Source organism: Streptomyces sp. CNT372, from assembly GCF_000377145.1.
The window spans coordinates 212,083-231,097 of the sequence record NZ_KB897786.1 but is presented as its reverse complement, the minus strand read 5'-3'; the positions used below and the strand labels follow the sequence as shown (position 1 = coordinate 231,097).

Below are 19,015 nucleotides of genomic sequence, written 5' to 3'. Positions count from 1 at the left end.
TTCAACTTCCCTGTGGTGTATTCCCGTTGAGGTCTGTCGCGTCACTTCTGTTCCAGGTCAGACTCACGGAGAAATTGGCTGCTGTCGCCGTGCTGGCAATGACCACGTCCGCCTCGGCCGACAGCGAAACCCCGAACTCCAGCGTGATCTCGTCCGGCGCGTTCGCCAGCCCTTGGAACCGCCCCACGAAGCTCTCCGCCACCGGACGCACGGTGTCCAGCATCTGGCCGAACGACCGTTCGGCGCGCGCTATGGAGCGGCCTCCGCGCCCCACGCGGACCAGCGTCTCGTCCACCTCCCGGATCTGGACACGCACGAACTCGTCGCTGCCGTCCCCCAGGGGGACTTCCACCGTGTGGACTGGACTGTCGCTCATGACTCTCCTCCGTTGCCCGCGAGCTGGAGATCGTAGCGGCATGCCCCCCTCCGATCGGAAGAGACCGACAACTATGGCTACGGACTGCAATGAATGCGCAGCGAGCCTTGGATCTGCGCATTCATTGCGCATCCTCAGCCGACACCGCGCATCTACTCGCGGATCCTGGACGCGGTCAGCCGTGCGCGGTCAGCCGTGCCAGGAGCGCCACAGCGCCGCGTACGCGCCGTCCGCCGCCACCAGTTCGTCGTGGCTGCCCAGCTCCCGGATGCGGCCGTCCTCGACGACCGCGATCACGTCCGCGTCGTGCGCCGTGTGCAGCCGGTGCGCGATGGCGACCACCGTGCGGCCGTCCAGCACCCGGGAGAGCGAACGCTCCAGGTGCCGGGCCGCCCGCGGGTCGAGCAGCGAGGTCGCCTCGTCCAGCACCAGCGTGTGCGGGTCGGCCAGCACCAGCCGGGCCAGCGCGATCTGCTGCGCCTGCGCCGGGGTGAGCGCGGTGCCGCCGGACCCCACCTCGGTGTCCAGGCCCTCGCCCAGGGCACGGGCCCAGCCGTCCGCGTCGACCGCCCCGAGGGCCGCCCACAGCTCGGCGTCCCCGGCGCCCGGGCGCGCGAGGCGCAGATTGTCCCGCAGCGAGCCCACGAACACATGGTGCTCCTGGTTGACCAGTGCGACATGCGCACGGACCTGCTCGGCCGGCATCCGGGACAGCTCCGCCGCGCCCAGGGTGACCGTGCCCGAGCGGGGCGCGTAGATCCCGGCGAGCAGCCGTCCCAGGGTCGACTTCCCCGCCCCCGACGGGCCGACGAGCGCCAGCCGGGTCCCGGGCGGGACCTCCATCGACACCCGGTGCAGCACGTCGACGCCCTCGCGGTAGCCGAACCGCAGCCCGTCCGCCCGGACGTGCCGGCCGTCGGGGCGGACGGACGCGTCCCCCGCGTCCGGCTCGATCTCGCGCACGCCCACCAGTCGGCCCAGCGACACCTGGGCGACCTGGAGTTCGTCGTACCAGCGCAGGATCAGGTTCACCGGATCGACCATCATCTGCGCGAGCAGCGCGCAGGTGGTGAGCTGCCCGATCCCGATCCACCCCTGGAGGACGAACACCCCGCCGATCAGCAGCACGGAGGCCAGCACCGTCGTATGGGTCAGGTTGATCACGGGGAAGAGCACCGACCGCAGATGGAGGGTGTACCGCTCCCACGCGGTCCACTCCTTGATCCGCCGGTCCGACAGGGCCACCCGCCGAGCCCCGAGCCGGTGCGCCTCCACGGTGCGGCCCGCGTCGACCGTCTCCGCGAGCGCCGCGGCGACCGCCGCGTACCCGGCGGCCTCCGAGCGGTACGCCGAGGGGGCCCGCCGGAAGTACCAGCGGCAGCCCGCCACCAGCAGTGGCACGGCCAGCAGGACGACGGGGGCGAGCACGGGCGCGGTCACGGTGAGCCCGCCCAGCAGCAGCACGATCCAGAAGACGCCGATGGTGAGCTGCGGCACCGCCTCCCGCATGGCGTTCGCCAGCCGGTCGACGTCGGTGGTGATCCGCGACAGCAGATCGCCCGTCCCGGCGCGTTCGAGCACACCGGGCGGGAGCCGCACCGAACGGACGAGGAAGTCCTCCCGCAGGTCGGCGAGCATCCGCTCACCGAGCACTCCGCCCTGCAGGCGCATCTGCCGGACGAAGACGGCCTGGACGACGAGAGCCCCGGCGAACAGGGCCGCGGTCGGTCCGAGGCGCAGCTCCGGATCCCCGTCGGCGGCCCGTTGCACCAGGGCGCCGAGCAGCCAGGGGCCCACCATCGAGGCGACGACGGCGACCATGTTGACGGCGATCAGCGCGGCGAAGGCACGGCGGTGCCGCCGCAGCAGCCCGGCGGCGTACGCGCGCACGGTCGCGCCGGAACCGACCGGAAGGGTGGCCGCGGTGGTGGGTGCCGCCGGGTCGTGGGCCGGGGGCGCCTGGCCGATCATGCGGTCTCCTCGATGCCGGCGGGGCGTGGGCGGGCGGTGTCGGGGGTGCCGCGGGCGCCGTGGGGGCCGCTGGGATCGCGGGCGCCGCTGACGGGGGAGAGGCGGGCGGAGTCCCGGCCGGTCGGTCGCGTGTCGGTCCGTTCGGTGTCGGTCCGTTCGGCGGGGGCTCGTTCCGTGTGGGTTCGTTCCGCGTGGGGGTTGCCCGCGTCCGGCCGGGCCGCGTGGAGCCGGGCCGTGTCGGCTCGTTCCGCGTGGGGGTCGCCCGCGTCCGGCCGGGCCGCCTGGGCCCGGGCCGTGTCGGCTCGTTCCGTGTCGGCCCGCTCCGTGTCGGGCTCTCGGGTGACGACGGACCGGTAGCGCGGCTCCGTGCGCAGCAGGTCCCGGTGCGACCCGGTGGCACACACGGCGCCCTCGTGGACGAGGACGACCCGGTCGGCCCGGTCCAGCAGCAGGGGCGAGGAGGTGAACACCACCGTGGTGCGCCCCTTGCGCAGCGAGCGGACGCCCTCGGCGACACGCGCCTCGGTGTGCGAGTCCACCGCCGAGGTCGGCTCGTCGAGTACCAGCACTTCCGGGTCCGCGACCAGCGAGCGGGCGAGGGCCAGGCGCTGGCGCTGCCCGCCGGAGAGCGACCGGCCGCGCTCGGTCACGGGCGCGCGCATCGGGTCCCCGTCGAGGGACGCCTGCGCGAGGGCCACGAGGACGTCGGCGCAGGCGGCGGCGTCGAGCGCGGCCTCGGGCGCGACGGCGCCGGAGGCCGGGACGTCGAACAGCTCGGCGAGGGTGCCGGACAGCAGCACCGGGTCCTTGTCCTGCACGAGCACGGCGGCGCGGGCGTCGTCCAGCGGGATCGCGTCGAGCGGCACGCCACCGAGGGTCACGGACACCGGCTGCCCAGCGGGACGCGCCCCGCTCTCCGGGCAGGTCACCTCGGCGGGCCCCGCACCGGGCCGGGTTGCGGGCTCCGCCTCCGGCCCGGACCCGGTTTCGGGCCCGGACGGAGGTGTCGTCCCGGGAGCGTTCCCCGTCCCGAGAGCGTTCCCCGTCCCGGTCATGGGCCCGTTCGCGGCCTCCGGGCCGGTCACCGCGGCGGGTCCGGGACCTGCCGCGTGGCCGCTCCCGGTGCGGCCCGGATCCGCCGCGTGGCCGCCCAGGCGTTCGGCGAGGCGGCCCGCCGCGTCCGGGTCGCCGCAGACGACGGCGGTCAGCCGCCCGGCCGGGGCGAGCAGACCGGTCTCCGGGTCGTACAGGTCACCCGGGGGAAGCCCCCGCCCGGGCGAGGCCGCGCCCGGGCTTTCCCCGGACCCGGACCCGGACCCGGACCCGCCCTCGGCCCTGTCGCCGTCCGCCGCCCGCTCCAGCGCGAGCACCCGCGCCGCGCGGCGGGCCGATGGCCGGGAGAAGGAGTACGCCATCGCGATCTCCTCGAAGTGCCGCAGCGGATAGGCGAGGAGCATCACCGCGCTGTACACCGTGACCAGCGCCCCCACCTGGAGCCGCCCGTCGCCCACCAGGGTGATCCCGTGCCAGACGACGGCGATCATCAGCGCGCCGGGCAGCAGCACCTGGATGCCCGAGATGAGGGACCACATGCGGGCGCTGCGGACGGCCGCCGTGCGGACCTCCTGCGAGGCGTCGCGGTAGCGGCCGAGGAACAGCTCCTCGCCGCCGATGCCGCGCAGCACCCGCAGTCCGGCGACCGTGTCCGAGGCCAGCTCGGTCGCCCGGCCGGCCTTCTCACGCTGGACGTCCGCCAGCCGGGTGGCCCGCGGCAGCAACGGCAGGACACTCAGGGCGAGGACCGGCACCCCGAGGGCGACCAGCACTCCCAGGGCGGGCTCGTACACGACCAGCGCCACACAGACGATCACGACGGTCAGTGCGGCCGCGAGGAACCGGGACACCGCCTCGACGAACCAGCCGATCTTCTCGACGTCACCCGTCGAAACGGCGACGACCTCGCCCGCCGCGACCCGGCGGGTGAGGGTCGAGCCGAGCGCGGCCGTCCGGCGGGCCAGCAACTGCTGGGTGCGGGCGGCGGCGGTGATCCAGTTGGTGACGGCCGTGCGGTGCAGCATGGTGTCGCCGACGGCCACCGCCACCCCGGTCAGGGCCAGCAACCCGCCCGCGAGGGCGAGCCGGGAACCGGACCCGTCCGCCACCGCCTGCACCGCGTACCCGACGCCGTAGGCGAAGGCCATCACGGCGGGGAAGTGCAGCAGTCCCCAGGCCAGGGACCTGAGCTGTCCGGCGCGCTGGTTGAGACCGAGCCAGAGCAGGAACCTGGTGCCCGACCGGGTGTCCGGTTCGCCCGGATCGGTGTACGGAAGGTCGCGAATCTGCATGACGTCCCACGGCTCGTCGAAGAACTCAAGGAAGGAGGAAACCGTGCAAGGTTCTCCGCTCCGGGCCGCGACCGGCAATCGATTTTCCGCGCGCTCAGCCCTTGCGGCCCGGCCCCTCCCGGCCCTCGTGCGCGGGCCCGTCGACCAGGGCGGACAGCAGACCGCCGAGGACCGCGCGCTGGTCCGCGGTGAGGGGCGCGAGGACGTCCTCGGCGGCGGCCCGGCGGGCCCTGCGCAGGGTGCGCAGGGCCGCGCGGCCGGTGTCGGTGAGCTCGACGCGCGTCACCCGGCGGTTGGCCGGGTCGGCGGCCCGGCGCACGCAGCCGCCCGCCTCCAGCCCGTCGACCAGGGTGGTCACCGCTCGGGGGACCACCTCCAGGCGTTCCGCGAGATCGGCCATCCGGGGCGGGCGCTCGAAGTGGGCGACGGCGCGCAGCAGCCGGGACTGCGCCGGGGTGATCGCCAACTCCGCGGACTCCATCTGGCGCTTCTGGCTGCGGTGCAGCCGGCGGGTGAGCCGCAGCAGTTGCTCGGCCAGCATCCCGTCGGCATCGGATGAGGTCATACGGGAACACTATCAGGACCTGGTTCATTGTGAACAGGGGTAACAATGAGCTATGCTCTTGATCGGTCCGGTTCCGCCGGGCCTGACCACGCCTCCGTCCGCGCCCCCGTCCGCGAGAATCCCCCGACAACCCCCGAGGAGCCCATTGCCCCCCGACCGCATCGAATGGACCCCGCCGCCCCGGAGCCCCGACCAGCCCCCGGCGGACGTCCGTCGCATCCTGCGCCTGTTCCGCCCCTACCGTGCCCGCCTGGCGGTGGTCGGCCTGCTCGTCGGCGCCTCGTCCCTGGTCACCGTCGCCTCCCCGTTCCTCCTGCGCGAGATCCTGGACACCGCGATCCCCGAGGGGCGTTTGGGGCTGCTCAGCCTGCTCGCCCTCGGCATGATCGTCGCCGCTGTCATGACCAGCGTCTTCGGCGTCCTCCAGACCCTGATCTCCACCACCGTCGGCCAGCGCGTCATGCACGACCTGCGGACGGGGGTGTACGCACAGCTCCAGCGGATGTCCCTGGCCTTCTTCACCCGGACCCGCACCGGCGAGGTCCAGTCGCGGATCGCCAACGATATCGGCGGGATGCAGGCCACCGTCACCTCCACCGCCACCTCGCTGGTCTCCAACCTCACCGCCGTGGTGGCCACCGTCGTCGCCATGCTCGCCCTGGAGTGGCGGCTCACCGCCGTCTCCCTCGCCCTGCTGCCCCTGTTCGTCTGGATCAGCCGCCGCGTCGGCCGCGAACGCAAACGGATCACCACACAGCGCCAGAAGCAGATGGCCGTCATGGCGGCGACCGTCACCGAGTCCCTGTCCGTCAGCGGCATCCTGCTCGGCCGCACCATGGGCCGCGCCGACTCCCTCACCCGGGCCTTCGCCGACGAGTCCGAGCGGCTGGTCGACCTGGAGGTCCGCTCCAGCATGGCCGGGCGCTGGCGGATGGCCGTCATCGGCATCGTGATGGCCGCCATGCCGGCGTTCATCTACTGGGCGGCGGGCCTCGCCCTGCGCACGGGCGGTCCGGCCATCTCCATCGGCACCCTGGTCGCCTTCGTCTCCCTCCAGCAGGGCCTCTTCCGGCCGGCCGTCAGCCTGTTGTCCACCGGCGTGCAGATGCAGACCTCCCTCGCCCTCTTCCAGCGCATCTTCGAGTACCTCGACCTCACGGTGGACATCACCGAGCCCGCCGACCCGGTCCGGCTCGACAAGATCGCCGGCGAAGTGCGCTTCGAGAACGTCGACTTCGCCTACGAGTTGGACCAGTCGCGCCCCACTCTCGACGGCATCGACCTGGCCGTCCCTGCCGGCACCTCCCTCGCCGTCGTCGGCTCCACCGGCTCCGGCAAGTCCACCCTCGGCGCCCTCGTCCCCCGGCTCTACGACGTCACCGGCGGGCGGGTCACCCTCGACGGGGTCGACGTCCGGGACCTCGACTTCGACACCCTCGCCCGCGCGGTCGGCGTGGTCTCCCAGGAGACGTACCTCTTCCACGCCTCCGTCGCCGACAACCTGCGCTTCGCCAAGCCGGACGCCACCGCCGAGGAGATCGAGGCCGCCGCGCGTGCCGCCCAGATCCACGACCACATCGCCGCCCTGCCCGACGCCTACGACACCCTCGTAGGCGAACGCGGCCACCGCTTCTCCGGTGGCGAGAAGCAGCGCCTGGCCCTCGCCCGCACCATCCTGCGGGACCCGCCCGTCCTCATCCTGGACGAGGCCACCAGCGCCCTGGACACCCGCACCGAACACGCGGTGCAGGAGGCCGTCGACGCCCTCTCCGCCGGCCGCACCACCATCACCATCGCCCACCGCCTCTCCACCGTCCGCGACGCCGACCAGATCGTGGTCCTGGAGGACGGCCGCGTCGTCGAACGCGGTACCCACCCGCAACTCCTCCGCCTCGACGGCCGGTACGCGGCCCTCGTGCGCCGCGACGCGGAGACCCACCCCGCCGCCCCGGTCGCCTGACCCCCGTCGCACCGAGGGTCCCCGACACGGCGGCGCCGCCGCTCCCGTGGGACGGGGAACGGCGGCGCGCCTACTCGTAACCGGTCGCTCGGAAGCGAACGTCAGACCAGCCAGCCGAGGAAGTGGACGACGCCGGCGAGCAGATCGGTGATGAGGTTCATCGCTGTGGTTCTCCTTGTGACTGCTTGATGCGGGACAGCGCAGTCGCGGTCTGCAGCCCGTCGCTTGCGCAGAGTAAGCATCAGCCGCCACAGGGGCCTCGGGCAACGATTTCCGACACGACCACACGTTTCGGCGAACAACCGAGCGAGCGTTCGCTTGTTCGCGTCCCGGTCGCGCCGAACCGGACCGAATCTTGCGCGAATGCTCACCTACCCGGATAAAACGTGCGCCGGGGTTAGCGTTCCGGGTATGACCGTGAAGCCCTCGCGGGGCCGGCCGCCCCGATCGCGAGCACGGCGTCGGCCGCGCCTCACCCGCCGGGGCCGGATCGTTGTGGTCCTGACCGCCGCCACCGTCGCCGCGACCGCCGTCCTTCTGCCCTTCCTCCTCCGGGGAGCGGACGAGGAACCGCCGCCGCCCACCCGCTCCGTCACCCTGGTGATCCCTGAGGGCTGGCGCGCCCACCAGGTCTACGCCGCCGTCGACAAGGTCCTCGAGCAGCCGCCCGGCACGACGCGGAGCGCCGCGTCCACCGCCCGGCTCGCCCTGCCGCCGGACGCCCGCCGCAACCCCGAGGGGTACCTCTTCCCCGCCACCTATCCGGTCGAGGCGGACACCACCCCGGCGAGCCTCCTCAGCTTCATGGTGAACACCGCCAACCAGCGCTTCGGCGCGAAGGCGGTCACCGCCGGCACGCGCGACGGCGGCCTGAGCCCGTATCAGACGGTCGGCGTCGCGAGCATCGTCCAGGCGGAGGCCGACACGGCCGAGGACATGGGCCGGGTCGCCCGCGTCATCCGCAACCGCCTGGACGCCGGGATGCCGCTCCAGATGGACTCCACCCTCAACTACGCGCTCGGGCGCAGCACTCTGGACACCACGACCGAGGACACCCGCCTCGACAGCCCGTACAACACCTACGAGCGCAAGGGCGTCCCGCCGACGCCCATCGGAAACCCGGGGGAGGAGGCCATGCGTGCCGTCCTCGACCCGCCGAAGGGCGACTGGCTGTACTTCGTCACCGTCGGCCCGGGGGACACCCGGTTCACCGCCGACTACGAGGAACACCGGCGCAACGTCGAGGAGTTCAACGCCCGGCGCGCGGCCGAACGCGGCGCGGGCTGAGCCCTTTTGCCGGGCTCCTCCGTACGGGCTGATCCTTCCCGCCGGGCGCCTCCGTGCCGTACCGGGGCACACGGGGGCGGGACGGCCGGTGCGCACCGGTGCGGACCCGCGGGTTCACGCCGCGGCCGGCCGGCGGGTTCACGCCGGGGCGGGCCGGCGGGCGAGCAGCGCGCGGATCTCCCGCCCGGCCGCCCGGCCCGCCCGGTTGGCGCCGATCGTGGACGCGGACGGGCCGTATCCCACGAGGTGCACGCGCTCGTCGCGCACCGCCCTCGTACCGTCCATCCGGATGCCGCCGCCCGGCTCGCGCAACCGCAGCGGGGCGAGGTGGTCGATCACCGGACGGAAGCCGGTGGCCCACAGGATGACGTCCGCGTCCACGGTCCGCCCGTCCGCCCAGACCACGCCCGCCGGGGTGATCCGCTCGAACATCGGGTGGCGGTCCAGCACGCCCGAGGCGCGGGCCGCGCGGACCGCGTCGTTCAGCGGCAGCCCGGTCACCGACACCACACTGCGCGGTGGCAGACCGCTGCGCACCCGGTCCTCCACCAGGGCGACCGCGGCCCGGCCCGCGTCCTCGTCGAAGGGGCCCGCACGGAACACGGGCGGCCGGCGGGTCACCCAGGTGGTCTCCGCCGCCACCTCGGCGATCTCCATCAGATGCTGCGTTCCGGACGCCCCGCCGCCGACCACGACCACCCGCAGCCCGGCGAACGCCTCCGGCCCCGGGTAGTGGGCGGTGTGCAGCTGTCGCCCGCGGAAGGTCTCCTGGCCGGGGTAGCGCGGCCAGAAGGGCCGGTCCCAGGTCCCGGTCGCGTTGACCAGGGCCCGCGCCGACCAGACGCCCTCCGAGCTCTCCACCGCGAGCCGCCCGCCCTCGCCCTCCCGTACCGCCCGCACATCGACCGGCCGGTGGACGCGCAGACCGAAGCGGTCCTCGTAGGCGGCGAAGTACTCGCCGATCACCGCGGCGGAGGGGCGCCCGTCGTCGGCGCCGGTGAGTTCCATACCGGGCAGGGCGTGCATGCCGTGGACCTTGCCGTAGGTCAGCGACGGCCAGCGGAACTGCCAGGCGCCGCCGGGGCGCGGGGCGTGGTCCAGGACGACGAAGTCCCGGTCGGGGCTCAGCCCCGACCGGCGCAGATGGTAGGCCACCGACAGCCCGGCCTGGCCGGCGCCGACGACGGCGACCTCCACCTCGCGCGTGCCGCCTGCCTCAGGATTGTTCACGCTTCTACCAACTGCGCGGCGGCCCGGGATCTTCCCCGGCGGGCTTCCCGCCCGGTCGGCTCCGGCTCCTCCGGTTTCCCCGGTTTCCCCGGTTTCCCTGGTTCCTCCCGTTCCTCCGGCTCTTCCGTAGCCGACCGGGCGGGATCCGGGGCTTACCGATGCCTGCCGGGGCAGGATGGAGTCATGCCCGGACACTTCACCACCACGACCGAGACGATCACCACGGGGTCCACGGAGACCGTGACCGACCTGACCGCGCTCTGTGAGGACTTCCTCGCCCGCCACGCGGGCGGCGCCGACGGCCTGCTCAACCTCTTCGTGCCGCACGCCACGGCTGGCGTCGCGATCATCGAGACGGGCGCGGGCAGCGACGACGACCTCCTCACCGCCCTGCACGCCCTCCTCCCGGCGGACGACCGCTGGCAACACCGCCACGGCTCCCCCGGCCACGGCCGCGACCACGTCCTCCCGGCCCTCGTCCCCCCACATGCGACCCTGCCGGTGATCGGCGGCCGCCTGGAACTGGGGACCTGGCAGTCGGTCGTCCTTGTCGACACGAATGTCGATAATCCCAACCGTCAGGTCCGGTTGAGCTTCCTCGGTTAGGACGCCGGGCGGTCTCCCGGATCGACAGTGCCGCCATCCGACCTCTCCCTCGGCAGAGACGCCGCCCGTGCACTGCGGGCAGGGCAGCCGTATGGCGCCGGAGTGCCGGAACCGGGATAATCAGCGGCCGTTGACGCTCCACGGGGAGGGCTACGAGTGACATCAGAAGGCGTGTCGGGGGCTCGGGCGCCGGGGCAGGGGCAAGGGGCGCAGGGCCCGGACCCTCTGGGCCCACCGGTGGCCGAGTTCGGGGGTTCGAAGAAGGGCGCTGCCCGTAACACGATGCTCGGCGCGTGCGCCGGGGCCCTCGTGTCGGTACCGGCGCTGGTCCCCGGTCTTGTGAACGATGTGCCGCCCTTGGTCCTGCTCGGAGGGATCGGCCTCGCCCTCACCGCCCTGTTCACGGTGCGCTCCCTGCTCAGGCTGCGAAGCGAAGGCTCCCAGCGGGTGCGGCTGTACGAGGGGGGCCTGATCCATCACATCGGTGACCGGGCCGAGCAGGTGCGTTGGTCCGGCGTCGCGGAACTCACGGTGTTCGGGCAGACGATCGTGCTCAACGGGGCGGCGGTGGGCGGCGTCAGCGGCTGCTACCTGCAACGGCCCGACGGACACAAGGTGATCCTGACGTCGCACCACCTGACCGGAGTGGAGCGGCTCGTGCCGCACATCGTCACCGCGGTCACCGAGGCCCAGGTACCTCTTGCCCTGGACCGGATCGAACGCGGCGAGCAGGTGGCGTTCGGCGATGTGCGGATGGACGGCGAAGGCCTGGAAACCTCAGGCCGCCGACTGGTGTGGTCGCAGGTCGGGGCTGTCGACGTGCGCCAGGGCAAGGTGACCGTCCGGGACGCGACCGGGGGCCGGTGGCTGCGCAAGGACGTGATTCTCTTCCCCAACCTGCCCTTGTTCCTCACCCTGGTGAGCCACCACACCAGCCGATGAACCACCCCGCGGCGAGCTGACGCCCGAAAGGCCCGTCGCGAACAGGGAATTGCCGATTCGCTGTGCTTATGGGCGGACCCGCTCCACTCAAGCGCCTCGGTATCCCGTGCCCGGTGTGCAGCCGTCGCACGGCAGGTCGATGATCCCGAACGCGCCCGGTACCAAGAGGAGCAGCAAGGCCAGGACCATGATCAGGCAGCCGCCTGCGACGAACCCGTACGGACCCGGCCCGGCGCCCTCGCGTTCGTGTTGGCGCGGCTCGCCGGAGCCGTCCCGTATCCGCGCGGCCACGGCCTCGGCCTCCGCCCGTCGGTAGCTGCGGGACCCTGTGCCCCACGTACCCCCGCCACTCTCGCGCATCGGCACGCTCTCGCGGTGCGCGAGCACCTTCACAGCCCACTCCTGGACGCCCCACATACGGGCGACGGTCGCCTCGTGCAGGTACTCCTGCGCGGCCTCGCGGTCACCGGTCTCTTCGATCATGTGCATCCGCCTCGTCTCGTCCCCTCCTTGCGGAGTGTGCGGCCGGCGGGCCGCCGGTGAGAAGGGCCGGAGAACTCATGGCCGGGAGGCGCGCTCGTGACGAAGCAGCGGAGCATCCCCGAACGGTGCGTCGCGAAGGACCTCGCCGTCCACAAGGAAGGCCTGCGCGGCTGGGTCCCCGGGCCCAGGCCGACCGGGGCCGAAGCGACGACCGGATCAGGCACTGGCGGCGGTGCGCAGCCGTTGCTTCTGTGCGGAATGGTCCTCCACCGTGGACGTCCGGCCCCGCTGGGCGCGGCTGCCTCTTCCCGCAGGGCCACCGGCACCTCGAACCGACCGTCAGTCGCGTGCGGAGGGGACGGGTGTGCCGGCCCGGTGGTGTTCGCGGCCTGCGCGCGCCGGGTTCCTCAGATCGATTGCCAGATCCGCGTCAGCGCCGACGTGGTGAGGATTTCGTCCGGACGCCCCTGCCCCGCCAGACGGCCGTCCTGGAGCAGGAGGCAGGAGTCCGCGGCGCGCGCCACGTCAAGGTCGTGGGTGGCCTGGACGATCGTCACCCCGTCCGCGACGAGCGACGTCAGCAGCGACCCGATCCGGTCCCTCGCCTCGGGGTCCAGTCCGGTGGTCGGCTCATCGAGGAGCAGCAGGTCCGACTCCTGGGCCAGACCCTGGGCGATGAGAGCGCGTTGCCGCTGCCCGCCCGAGAGTTCGCCCAGGCGGCGTGAGGCGAGGTCGCCGATGCCGAGGCGGTCGAGCGTCGCGTCCACCGTCGCGTGGTCCCGCGCGGTCAGCCGCCGCCACGGACCGCGCTCACCCCAGCGCCCCATCTCCACGGTCTGCCGAACGGTGAGCGGAAGGGCGTCGCCCGGTCCTCCGCGCTGCGGCACGAAGGCGGGCGGCCGGCCACCGGTGCGGATGAGGTCGCCGGATGTCGGCTTGATCACACCGGCGAGCACACCGAGCAGGGTCGACTTGCCGCTGCCGTTCGGGCCGATGAGCGCCGTCGTGGTCAAGTCCACTATTGCACCGCTGACTTGATGGAGCACGGGGCGCCCCGGATAGCCGGCGCACAGCTTCGAGAACCGGAGTGCGATGTTCCGGCCGGGGGGCGGGGTGCTCGGGGTGTGCGAGGGGCGCGGTTTTATGAACATGGTTTTCATTGTAGTGTCCAGGGCGTGGAATGGTTGACGGTCCCGTTCGAGGTGACTTTCGTGCAGCGGGCCCTGTGGGGCGGGGTGCTGGTGTCCGCCGTCTGTGCGCTGGCGGGCACCTGGGTGGTGCTGAGGGGGATGGCCTTCCTCGGTGACGCCATGTCCCACGGACTGCTGCCGGGGGTCGCGGTCGCCGCGCTCCTCGGGGGCAACCTGATGGTGGGCGCGGTGGTCAGTGCCGCCGTCATGACGGCCGGTGTCACCGCGCTGGGCCGTACGCCCCGGCTGTCGCAGGACACCGGCATCGGGCTGCTGTTCGTCGGCATGCTCTCGCTCGGTGTGATCATCGTGTCGCGCTCGCAGTCCTTCGCGGTCGACCTGACGGGATTCCTCTTCGGCGACGTCCTGGCGGTCACGCAGAAGGATCTCCTCGTCCTCGCGGCGGCGTCGCTCGTGGCTCTGGTGGTGTCGGTCCTCGGTCACCGCGCCTTCGTGGCCCTCGCGTTCGACTCGCGCAAGGCCCAGACCCTGGGGCTGCGGCCGCGCCTTGCCCACGCCGTACTCCTCGGCCTGCTCGGCCTGGCGATCGTGGCCTCGTTCCACATCGTGGGAACGCTGCTCGTCCTCGGGCTGCTCATCGCGCCGCCGGCGGCCGCTCTGCCCTGGGCCCGTTCAGTGTCCGGAGTCATGGTGCTCGCCGCACTGCTCGGCACCTCGGCCACGTTCGGCGGCCTGCTGCTGTCCTGGCACCTGAGCACCGCGGCCGGCGCCACCATCGCGGCCCTCGCGGTGAGCCTGTTCTTCGCCTCCCATGTGCTGTCCGGTCTGCGTGACCGTCGCACGCGTCGGATCCACTCCGCGGCATCCCTGCTCGAAGTCAACTGAAGGAAGCCGGAAGCGATCATCATGACCGTCCGCAGAATCGTCACTCCATGGGTATCGGTGGGGCTGGTGCTCACCGCGCTGCTCACCACGAGTTGCGCGGGGGACGAGCCCGCCGCCGGGAGATCCGGGGCGAAACCCCCGTCCGCCGCTCCGCACGGGTACGTCGAGGGAGCGAAGGAGACCGCCGGGCAGCAGGCCCGGCTCCTCCTGAACGACCCCGGCAGCGGGGACACCGGAGTCCTCGACCTCGTCACGGGCGAAGTGCACCGGACCGCCGCCGTGAAGGACGCCGTGCGGCTGGTCACGGACGGAAGGTTCGGCTTCTTCCCTGCGCCCGGCGGCACCCATGTGCTCGACAGCGGCGCGTGGATGGTGGACCACGGCGACCACGTCCACTACTACAGCGCGCCGACGCGGGACGTGGGTGACATCGCTGAGGGCAGCCGAGCGCAGATACGCAGTGACGTCGCCGTCACCGCGGTGGCCGTAGAGGGCGGACGGACCGTCCTCTACGACCGCGGCATGCTGGAGAAGGGGCGGATCGCGACTTCCCGGACGCTGCGTGGCACCTACACCGGTGCGGTCGTGCCGTACGGGGAACACCTGCTCGCCTTCGCGGACAAGGGCGGCACCACGGAGCTCGTCGTCCTCGACCGCAAGGGTGTACGTGTGGCTTCCCCGGACGTGACGTGCGAAGCCCCCGGAGGAGACGCGGTCACCCGGCGCGGCGTGATTCTCGGCTGTGCCGACGGCGCCCTGCTCGTGCGTGCGCAGGACGGTGCCTTCGCCGTCGAGAAGATCCCCTACGGAAAACACGTCCCGGAACGGGAACGCGCCGCCACCTTCCGTCATCGCCCCGGCAGCGACACCCTCACCGCCCTGGCCGGGGACGAGGCCGTCTGGGTCCTGGACGTCGCCGAGCGGACCTGGCAGCGGGTGGATACCGGGCCCGTCATCGCGGTCAACACGGCCGGTGAGGGCTCCCCGCTGCTCGTTCTGGGGACCGACGGCTCCGTACACGGCTACGACATCGCGACCGGACGGCAGACCGCACGGACCGAGCCGCTGCTGACAGCGGGGGAGCGGGGCGGCTCGGACGGCACCGCCCCCGTCATCGAGGTCGACCGCAGCCGCGCCTACGTCAACGACCCCGAGGGCAAGAAGGTGTTCGAGATCGACTACAACGACGGCCTCCGCATCGCGCGCTCCTTCGACCTGGACGTCAAGCCGGTCCTCATGGCGGAGGCCGGTCGATGAGCCGAACCGGGGCGAAGCGTCGGGCGAGGGTGGGCACCGCTCGACCGCGTCACCTGATCGCGGGCCTCCTCGCCCTCGTGACAGCGATGACCGCCACCGCCTGCACCACGACCGACGACGACCGGCCCGGCATCGTCGTCACGACGAACATCCTCGGGGACGTCACCCGCGAGATAGTCGGCGACGAGGCCGACGTCACGGTCCTGATGAAGCCCAACGCCGACCCGCATTCCTTCGGACTGTCCGCGGTGCAGGCCGCCGAGCTGGAACAGGCCGACCTGGTCGTCTACAACGGCCTGGGTCTGGAGGAGAACGTACTGCGGCACGTGGACGCCGCCCGCGAGTCCGGTGTCGCCGTCTTCGGCGCCGGCGAGGCGGCCGACCCGCTCACCTTCCGCACCGCCGGCGACGGCGGCCCCGAGGGCGAGGAAGGGCAGCCGGACCCGCACTTCTGGACCGACCCCGACCGGATGCACAAGGTGACCGGGCTGATAGCCGACCAGGTCATCGAGCACGTCGACGGCGTGGATCCCGGCACGATACGGGCCAACGCCGACCGCTACGCGAAGCAACTCACCGACCTCACCCGCTGGATGCGCAAGTCCTTCGAACGAGTCCCCGCCAACCAGCGGGCCCTGGTCACCAACCACCATGTCTTCGGCTACCTCGCCGACCGCTTCGGCTTCGAAGTGATCGGTGCGGTCGTCCCCAGCGGCACCACCCTCGCGTCCCCCAGTTCCGCGGACCTGCGTTCCCTCACCGAGGCGATGGAAGGAGCAGGGGTACGCACGGTCTTCGCCGACTCCTCCCAGCCCGGAAAGCTCGCCGAGGTACTGCGAACGGAGATGGGCGGAGGGGTCCGCGTCATCGAGCTCCACTCGGAGTCCCTCACCGCCAAGGGTGCGGGCGCCGACACCTACCTGCGGATGATGCGTGCCAACACCACCGCCATGGTCGACGGCCTGACCGGCGCCTGACCCCCCGATCGTGCCGGTGCGCTCCCGCCCGTCGGGCGCCGGCTCGTCGTACCCCGTGCCGCCACCGCGCGGTCCAGAAAGGAACAGACCCATGCACAAGCCGATACGCGGCAGGGCCCTCACGGGCACCGCACTGGCACTGGCCACCGCCACGGTCCTGACCGCTTGCGGCGGAGAGACCTCCTCCGCCGACGCCAAGTCCGGCGGAGCCGCGAGCACCTCGCCCGCGGTGGCGGTCAAGGAGCCGCTGGTCGCCACCTTCGACGGCGGGCTCTACATCCTGGACGGCGAGAGCCTGAAGCTCGCCAGGACCATTGACCTGCCTGGCTTCAACCGGGTGAACCCCGCAGGTGACAAGGACCACGTCATGGTCTCCACCGACAGCGGATTCCGCGTCCTGAACGCCACCGACCAGGCCTTCACCGACATCGAGTACAAGGGCGCCAAGCCGGGCCACGTAGTCCGCCACGCCGCGAAGACCGTGCTCTTCACCGACGGCACCGGAGAGGTCAACGTCTTCGACCCCACCGCACTGAGCGAAGGCAAGAAGCCGGAAGGGCGCACCTACACCTCCGCCGAGCCTCACCACGGTGTCGCCATCGAACTGGCCGACGGCACACTCGTGAGCACCCTGGGCACCGAGGAGAAGCGCACCGGCGCGCTCGTGCTGGACCGCGACAACAAGGAGATCGCGCGTAGCGAGGACTGCCCCGGCGTCCACGGTGAGGCCGCCGCGAAGAACGAGGCGGTCGGCGTCGGTTGCGAGGACGGCATCCTGATCTACAAGGACGGCGAGTTCACCAAGATCGATTCCCCCGACGACTACGGCCGCATCGGCAATCAGGCCGGCAGCGACGCCTCACCCGTTCTGCTGGGCGACTACAAGACCGACCCCGACGCCGAACTGGAACGCCCCACCCGGGTCTCCCTCATCGACACCGAGAAGAAGAAGCTGCGTCTGGTGGACCTGGGCACCAGCTACTCCTTCCGTTCGCTGGCCCGCGGCCCGCACGGTGAGGCCCTGGTCCTCGGAACCGACGGCGCCATCCACGTCGTCGACCCGGACACCGGCAGGATCGAGAAGAGGATCCCCGTAGTGGGCGACTGGCAGGAGCCGCTGGACTGGCAGCAGGCCCGGCCCACCTTGTTCGTGCGCGGGCACGTCGCGTATGTCTCCGAGCCCGGCAAGAAGGCTCTGCACGCCATCGACGTGGAGACCGGGAAGAAGATCACCTCGGTCACCCTGCCGAAGAGCACCAACGAGGTGTCGGGCGTCGTGGCCGGACACTGACCATCCCGACCGCGCCTGTGCCCTCGACGCCACGGCTCGACGCCACGGCGTCGAGGGCACGCGCACCCATGTCAGCGCGCTCGACCACGGCCTGGGCGTCCTCTCCCCGAGCGCGGACCGTGCCGGGAGGGAATCGGATCGGCGAGGCCCGGGAGCGGTTGGACCCGGAAACGCCTGCGGCCGGACCCTCGCGAGTTACTTGTTGGTAGGGAATGATGGCGCCCGACCACAGACGCGTTCACGGGTGGAGTCAGCGGTGACGACTTTCGAGGAACAGGCCACGGTGCACGCCTTCCGGGACGACGCCCTCGGAGAACACGACGCCGTCGGCCTGGCGCAGGCGATCCGGCGCGGCGAGGTCGGTGCGGAGGAAGCCGCCCGGGACGCGATGGCGCGCGTCAGGGACGTGGAGGGCCGGCTCCATGCCGTCCAGGTCCATGCGCAGGCGCCGGTGCCCGTCGCCGCCGTGGACGGCCCGTTCGCCGGGGTGCCGACGTTCGTCAAGGACAACACCGACTACCTGGGCCTTCCCACCGGGCATGGCAGCGCGGCGTTCACACCCCGGGCCGCGCGACGGCACGCGCCGTTCTCGCGGCAGCTGGTGAGCACCGGCGTCTCCGTGCTCGGCAAGACCCGGCTGCCGGAGTTCGGGTTCAGTCCGACGACCGAGTACGCAGGCGCCGAGCCCGTCCGCAACCCGTGGAACACCGGCCGCTCCGCGGGCGGTTCCTCCGGCGGCAGCGCGGCCCTCGTCGCCGCCGGCGCCGTGCCGATCGCCCACGCCAACGACGGCGGTGGCTCGATCCGCATCCCCGCCGCCTGCTGCGGGCTCGTCGGCCTCAAGCCGACCCGCGGACGCGTCCTGCCGAACGAGCAGAGCCGCCGGCTGCCCATCGACCTGGTCACCGACGGCATCGTCAGCCGGTCGGTACGGGACACCGCCGTGTTCCTCGCCGCTGCCGAGACGCACTGGCGGAATCCGAAGCTGCCACCGGTCGGCCTGGTCCAGGGCCCGGCGCAGCGGCGGCTGCGCATCGGATTCCTGCTCGACTCGCCGAACGGGGTCCCCACCGACGCGGCCACCCGCGCGGCCGTCACGGAGACGGCCCGGACGCTGGAACGGTTCGGTCACACCGTCGAGCCCGTGGAGTTGGCGGTCGACCCCCGCTTCACGGACGACTTCCTCACCTACTGGGGGCTGCTGTCCTTCTTGATCGGCGTCACCGGCCGGACTCTCGGAGCCGGCTTCGACCGGCACCGGATGGACCCGCTCAGCCGGGGGCTGCGGGAGACATACCTCGAGCGCTGGCGGGGCACTCCCCACGTGGTACGGCGGCTCAAGCGCACACGGGAGCCGTATGCGGCCGCGTTCCGCGGGATGGACGCGATCCTCTCGCCCGTCCTCGCGCACACCACCCCGGCGCTCGGCCATCTCAGCCCGACTGTGCCCTACCCGACGCTGATCGAGCGGATTCTCGCCTATGTGGCGTTCACGCCTCTCAACAACGTCGTGGGCACACCGTCGATCTCCTTCCCCGCGGCCGGCGTGACCGCCGAGGGCGGGCTGCCGGTCGGGGTCATGCTGTCGGGTCGTCCCGGCGGTGAACGGACGCTGCTGGAAGTGGCGTTCGAGCTGGAGGCCGACCGCCCGTTCCGGCGGATCCAGGAACTGTGAGGCGAACGCGGGCC

General features: G+C 72.4%; 16 protein-coding genes. 9 read left to right on the top strand and 7 right to left on the bottom strand.

The window, feature by feature from the left end; genetic code table 11:
• Position 1 precedes the first annotated feature (1 nt).
• The 4 genes from C593_RS0122470 to C593_RS0122455 all read right to left on the bottom strand — a co-directional run bounded on the left by C593_RS0122470 (position 2) and on the right by C593_RS0122455 (position 5,257).
• Complete coding sequence (locus tag C593_RS0122470; RefSeq protein WP_018849573.1) at positions 2 to 376, bottom strand: CU044_2847 family protein; 375 nt, start codon at positions 374 to 376, stop codon at positions 2 to 4.
• A 189-nt stretch (positions 377 to 565) separates the two neighbouring features.
• Positions 566 to 2,347, bottom strand: coding sequence for an ABC transporter ATP-binding protein (locus tag C593_RS0122465; RefSeq protein ID WP_018849572.1), 1,782 nt, complete (start codon positions 2,345 to 2,347; stop codon positions 566 to 568).
• On the bottom strand, positions 2,344 to 4,692 hold the full coding sequence (locus tag C593_RS30225) for an ABC transporter transmembrane domain-containing protein (protein ID WP_018849571.1): 2,349 nt from the start codon (positions 4,690 to 4,692) through the stop codon (positions 2,344 to 2,346). Before C593_RS30225 ends, C593_RS0122465 begins: the two co-directional genes overlap by 4 nt.
• Positions 4,693 to 4,786: 94 nt before the next feature.
• On the bottom strand, positions 4,787 to 5,257 hold the full coding sequence (locus tag C593_RS0122455) for a MarR family transcriptional regulator (RefSeq protein ID WP_018849570.1): 471 nt from the start codon (positions 5,255 to 5,257) through the stop codon (positions 4,787 to 4,789).
• A gap of 145 nt (positions 5,258 to 5,402) precedes the next feature.
• Here C593_RS0122455 and C593_RS0122450 point away from each other — a divergent pair, with 145 nt between their 5' ends.
• Positions 5,403 to 7,217 carry an ABC transporter ATP-binding protein gene (locus C593_RS0122450; RefSeq protein ID WP_018849569.1) on the top strand — a complete coding sequence of 605 codons (1,815 nt, stop codon included), beginning with the start codon at positions 5,403 to 5,405 and terminating at the stop codon, positions 7,215 to 7,217.
• A 411-nt stretch (positions 7,218 to 7,628) separates the two neighbouring features.
• Positions 7,629 to 8,504, top strand: a complete 876-nt coding sequence (gene mltG / locus C593_RS0122445) for an endolytic transglycosylase MltG (protein WP_037746674.1) — start codon at positions 7,629 to 7,631, stop codon at positions 8,502 to 8,504.
• A gap of 138 nt (positions 8,505 to 8,642) precedes the next feature.
• Here the strand turns inward: mltG and C593_RS0122440 are convergent, their stop codons facing one another.
• Positions 8,643 to 9,734, bottom strand: a complete 1,092-nt coding sequence (locus tag C593_RS0122440) for a flavin-containing monooxygenase (RefSeq protein ID WP_026277972.1) — start codon at positions 9,732 to 9,734, stop codon at positions 8,643 to 8,645.
• 183 nt (positions 9,735 to 9,917) lie between these two features.
• Between C593_RS0122440 and C593_RS0122435 the strand changes: the two genes are divergently transcribed.
• Both C593_RS0122435 and C593_RS0122430 read left to right on the top strand, forming a co-directional pair.
• Entirely contained in the window at positions 9,918 to 10,340 is a 423-nt protein-coding gene (locus tag C593_RS0122435; RefSeq protein ID WP_018849566.1) for a YjbQ family protein, read from the top strand.
• Positions 10,341 to 10,496: 156 nt separating this feature from the next.
• A complete protein-coding gene (locus C593_RS0122430; RefSeq protein WP_486591167.1) occupies positions 10,497 to 11,282 on the top strand; it encodes a DUF6585 family protein in 786 nt (261 codons plus the stop codon).
• An 87-nt stretch (positions 11,283 to 11,369) separates the two neighbouring features.
• On the opposite strand, the gene C593_RS0122425 is transcribed toward C593_RS0122430, so the two are convergent.
• Positions 11,370 to 11,765: a hypothetical protein gene (locus C593_RS0122425; protein ID WP_158686869.1), complete on the bottom strand. Its 396-nt coding sequence runs from the start codon at positions 11,763 to 11,765 to the stop codon at positions 11,370 to 11,372.
• Positions 11,766 to 12,172: 407 nt separating this feature from the next.
• Positions 12,173 to 12,925: a zinc ABC transporter ATP-binding protein AztA gene (gene aztA, locus C593_RS0122420; RefSeq protein WP_078521778.1), complete on the bottom strand. Its 753-nt coding sequence runs from the start codon at positions 12,923 to 12,925 to the stop codon at positions 12,173 to 12,175.
• A gap of 15 nt (positions 12,926 to 12,940) precedes the next feature.
• Between aztA and aztB the strand changes: the two genes are divergently transcribed.
• The 5 genes from aztB (at position 12,941) to C593_RS0122395 (ending at position 19,001) form a co-directional block, all read left to right on the top strand.
• The gene (gene aztB / locus C593_RS0122415) at positions 12,941 to 13,801 is read left to right on the top strand and encodes a zinc ABC transporter permease AztB (RefSeq protein WP_026277971.1); all 861 of its coding nucleotides are present in this window, start codon (positions 12,941 to 12,943) and stop codon (positions 13,799 to 13,801) included.
• 21 nt (positions 13,802 to 13,822) lie between these two features.
• Positions 13,823 to 15,058 carry a hypothetical protein gene (locus C593_RS0122410; RefSeq protein ID WP_026277970.1) on the top strand — a complete coding sequence of 412 codons (1,236 nt, stop codon included), beginning with the start codon at positions 13,823 to 13,825 and terminating at the stop codon, positions 15,056 to 15,058.
• On the top strand, positions 15,055 to 16,035 hold the full coding sequence (gene aztC / locus C593_RS0122405; RefSeq protein WP_026277969.1) for a zinc ABC transporter substrate-binding protein AztC: 981 nt from the start codon (positions 15,055 to 15,057) through the stop codon (positions 16,033 to 16,035). The genes C593_RS0122410 and aztC overlap by 4 nt, the downstream gene beginning before the upstream one ends.
• Positions 16,036 to 16,126: 91 nt before the next feature.
• Positions 16,127 to 17,326, top strand: coding sequence for a zinc metallochaperone AztD (gene aztD / locus C593_RS0122400; RefSeq protein WP_018849559.1), 1,200 nt, complete (start codon positions 16,127 to 16,129; stop codon positions 17,324 to 17,326).
• A 256-nt stretch (positions 17,327 to 17,582) separates the two neighbouring features.
• The gene (locus C593_RS0122395) at positions 17,583 to 19,001 is read left to right on the top strand and encodes an amidase (protein ID WP_018849558.1); all 1,419 of its coding nucleotides are present in this window, start codon (positions 17,583 to 17,585) and stop codon (positions 18,999 to 19,001) included.
• Positions 19,002 to 19,015: the final 14 nt, after the last annotated feature.

Bases quoted from the DNA above. Each gene is read 5' to 3' on its own strand.
- aztC (WP_026277969.1), top strand. From the start codon at position 15,055: ATGAGCCGAACCGGGGCGAAGCGTCGGGCGAGGGTGGGCACCGCTCGA.
- C593_RS0122435 (WP_018849566.1), top strand. From the start codon at position 9,918: ATGCCCGGACACTTCACCACCACGACCGAGACGATCACCACGGGGTCC.
- C593_RS0122470 (WP_018849573.1), bottom strand. From the start codon at position 376: ATGAGCGACAGTCCAGTCCACACGGTGGAAGTCCCCCTGGGGGACGGC.
- mltG (WP_037746674.1), top strand. From the start codon at position 7,629: ATGACCGTGAAGCCCTCGCGGGGCCGGCCGCCCCGATCGCGAGCACGG.
- C593_RS0122465 (WP_018849572.1), bottom strand. From the start codon at position 2,347: ATGATCGGCCAGGCGCCCCCGGCCCACGACCCGGCGGCACCCACCACC.
- C593_RS0122455 (WP_018849570.1), bottom strand. From the start codon at position 5,257: ATGACCTCATCCGATGCCGACGGGATGCTGGCCGAGCAACTGCTGCGG.
- C593_RS30225 (WP_018849571.1), bottom strand. From the start codon at position 4,692: ATGCAGATTCGCGACCTTCCGTACACCGATCCGGGCGAACCGGACACC.
- C593_RS0122410 (WP_026277970.1), top strand. From the start codon at position 13,823: ATGACCGTCCGCAGAATCGTCACTCCATGGGTATCGGTGGGGCTGGTG.
- aztD (WP_018849559.1), top strand. From the start codon at position 16,127: ATGCACAAGCCGATACGCGGCAGGGCCCTCACGGGCACCGCACTGGCA.
- C593_RS0122425 (WP_158686869.1), bottom strand. From the start codon at position 11,765: ATGATCGAAGAGACCGGTGACCGCGAGGCCGCGCAGGAGTACCTGCAC.
- aztA (WP_078521778.1), bottom strand. From the start codon at position 12,925: ATGAAAACCATGTTCATAAAACCGCGCCCCTCGCACACCCCGAGCACC.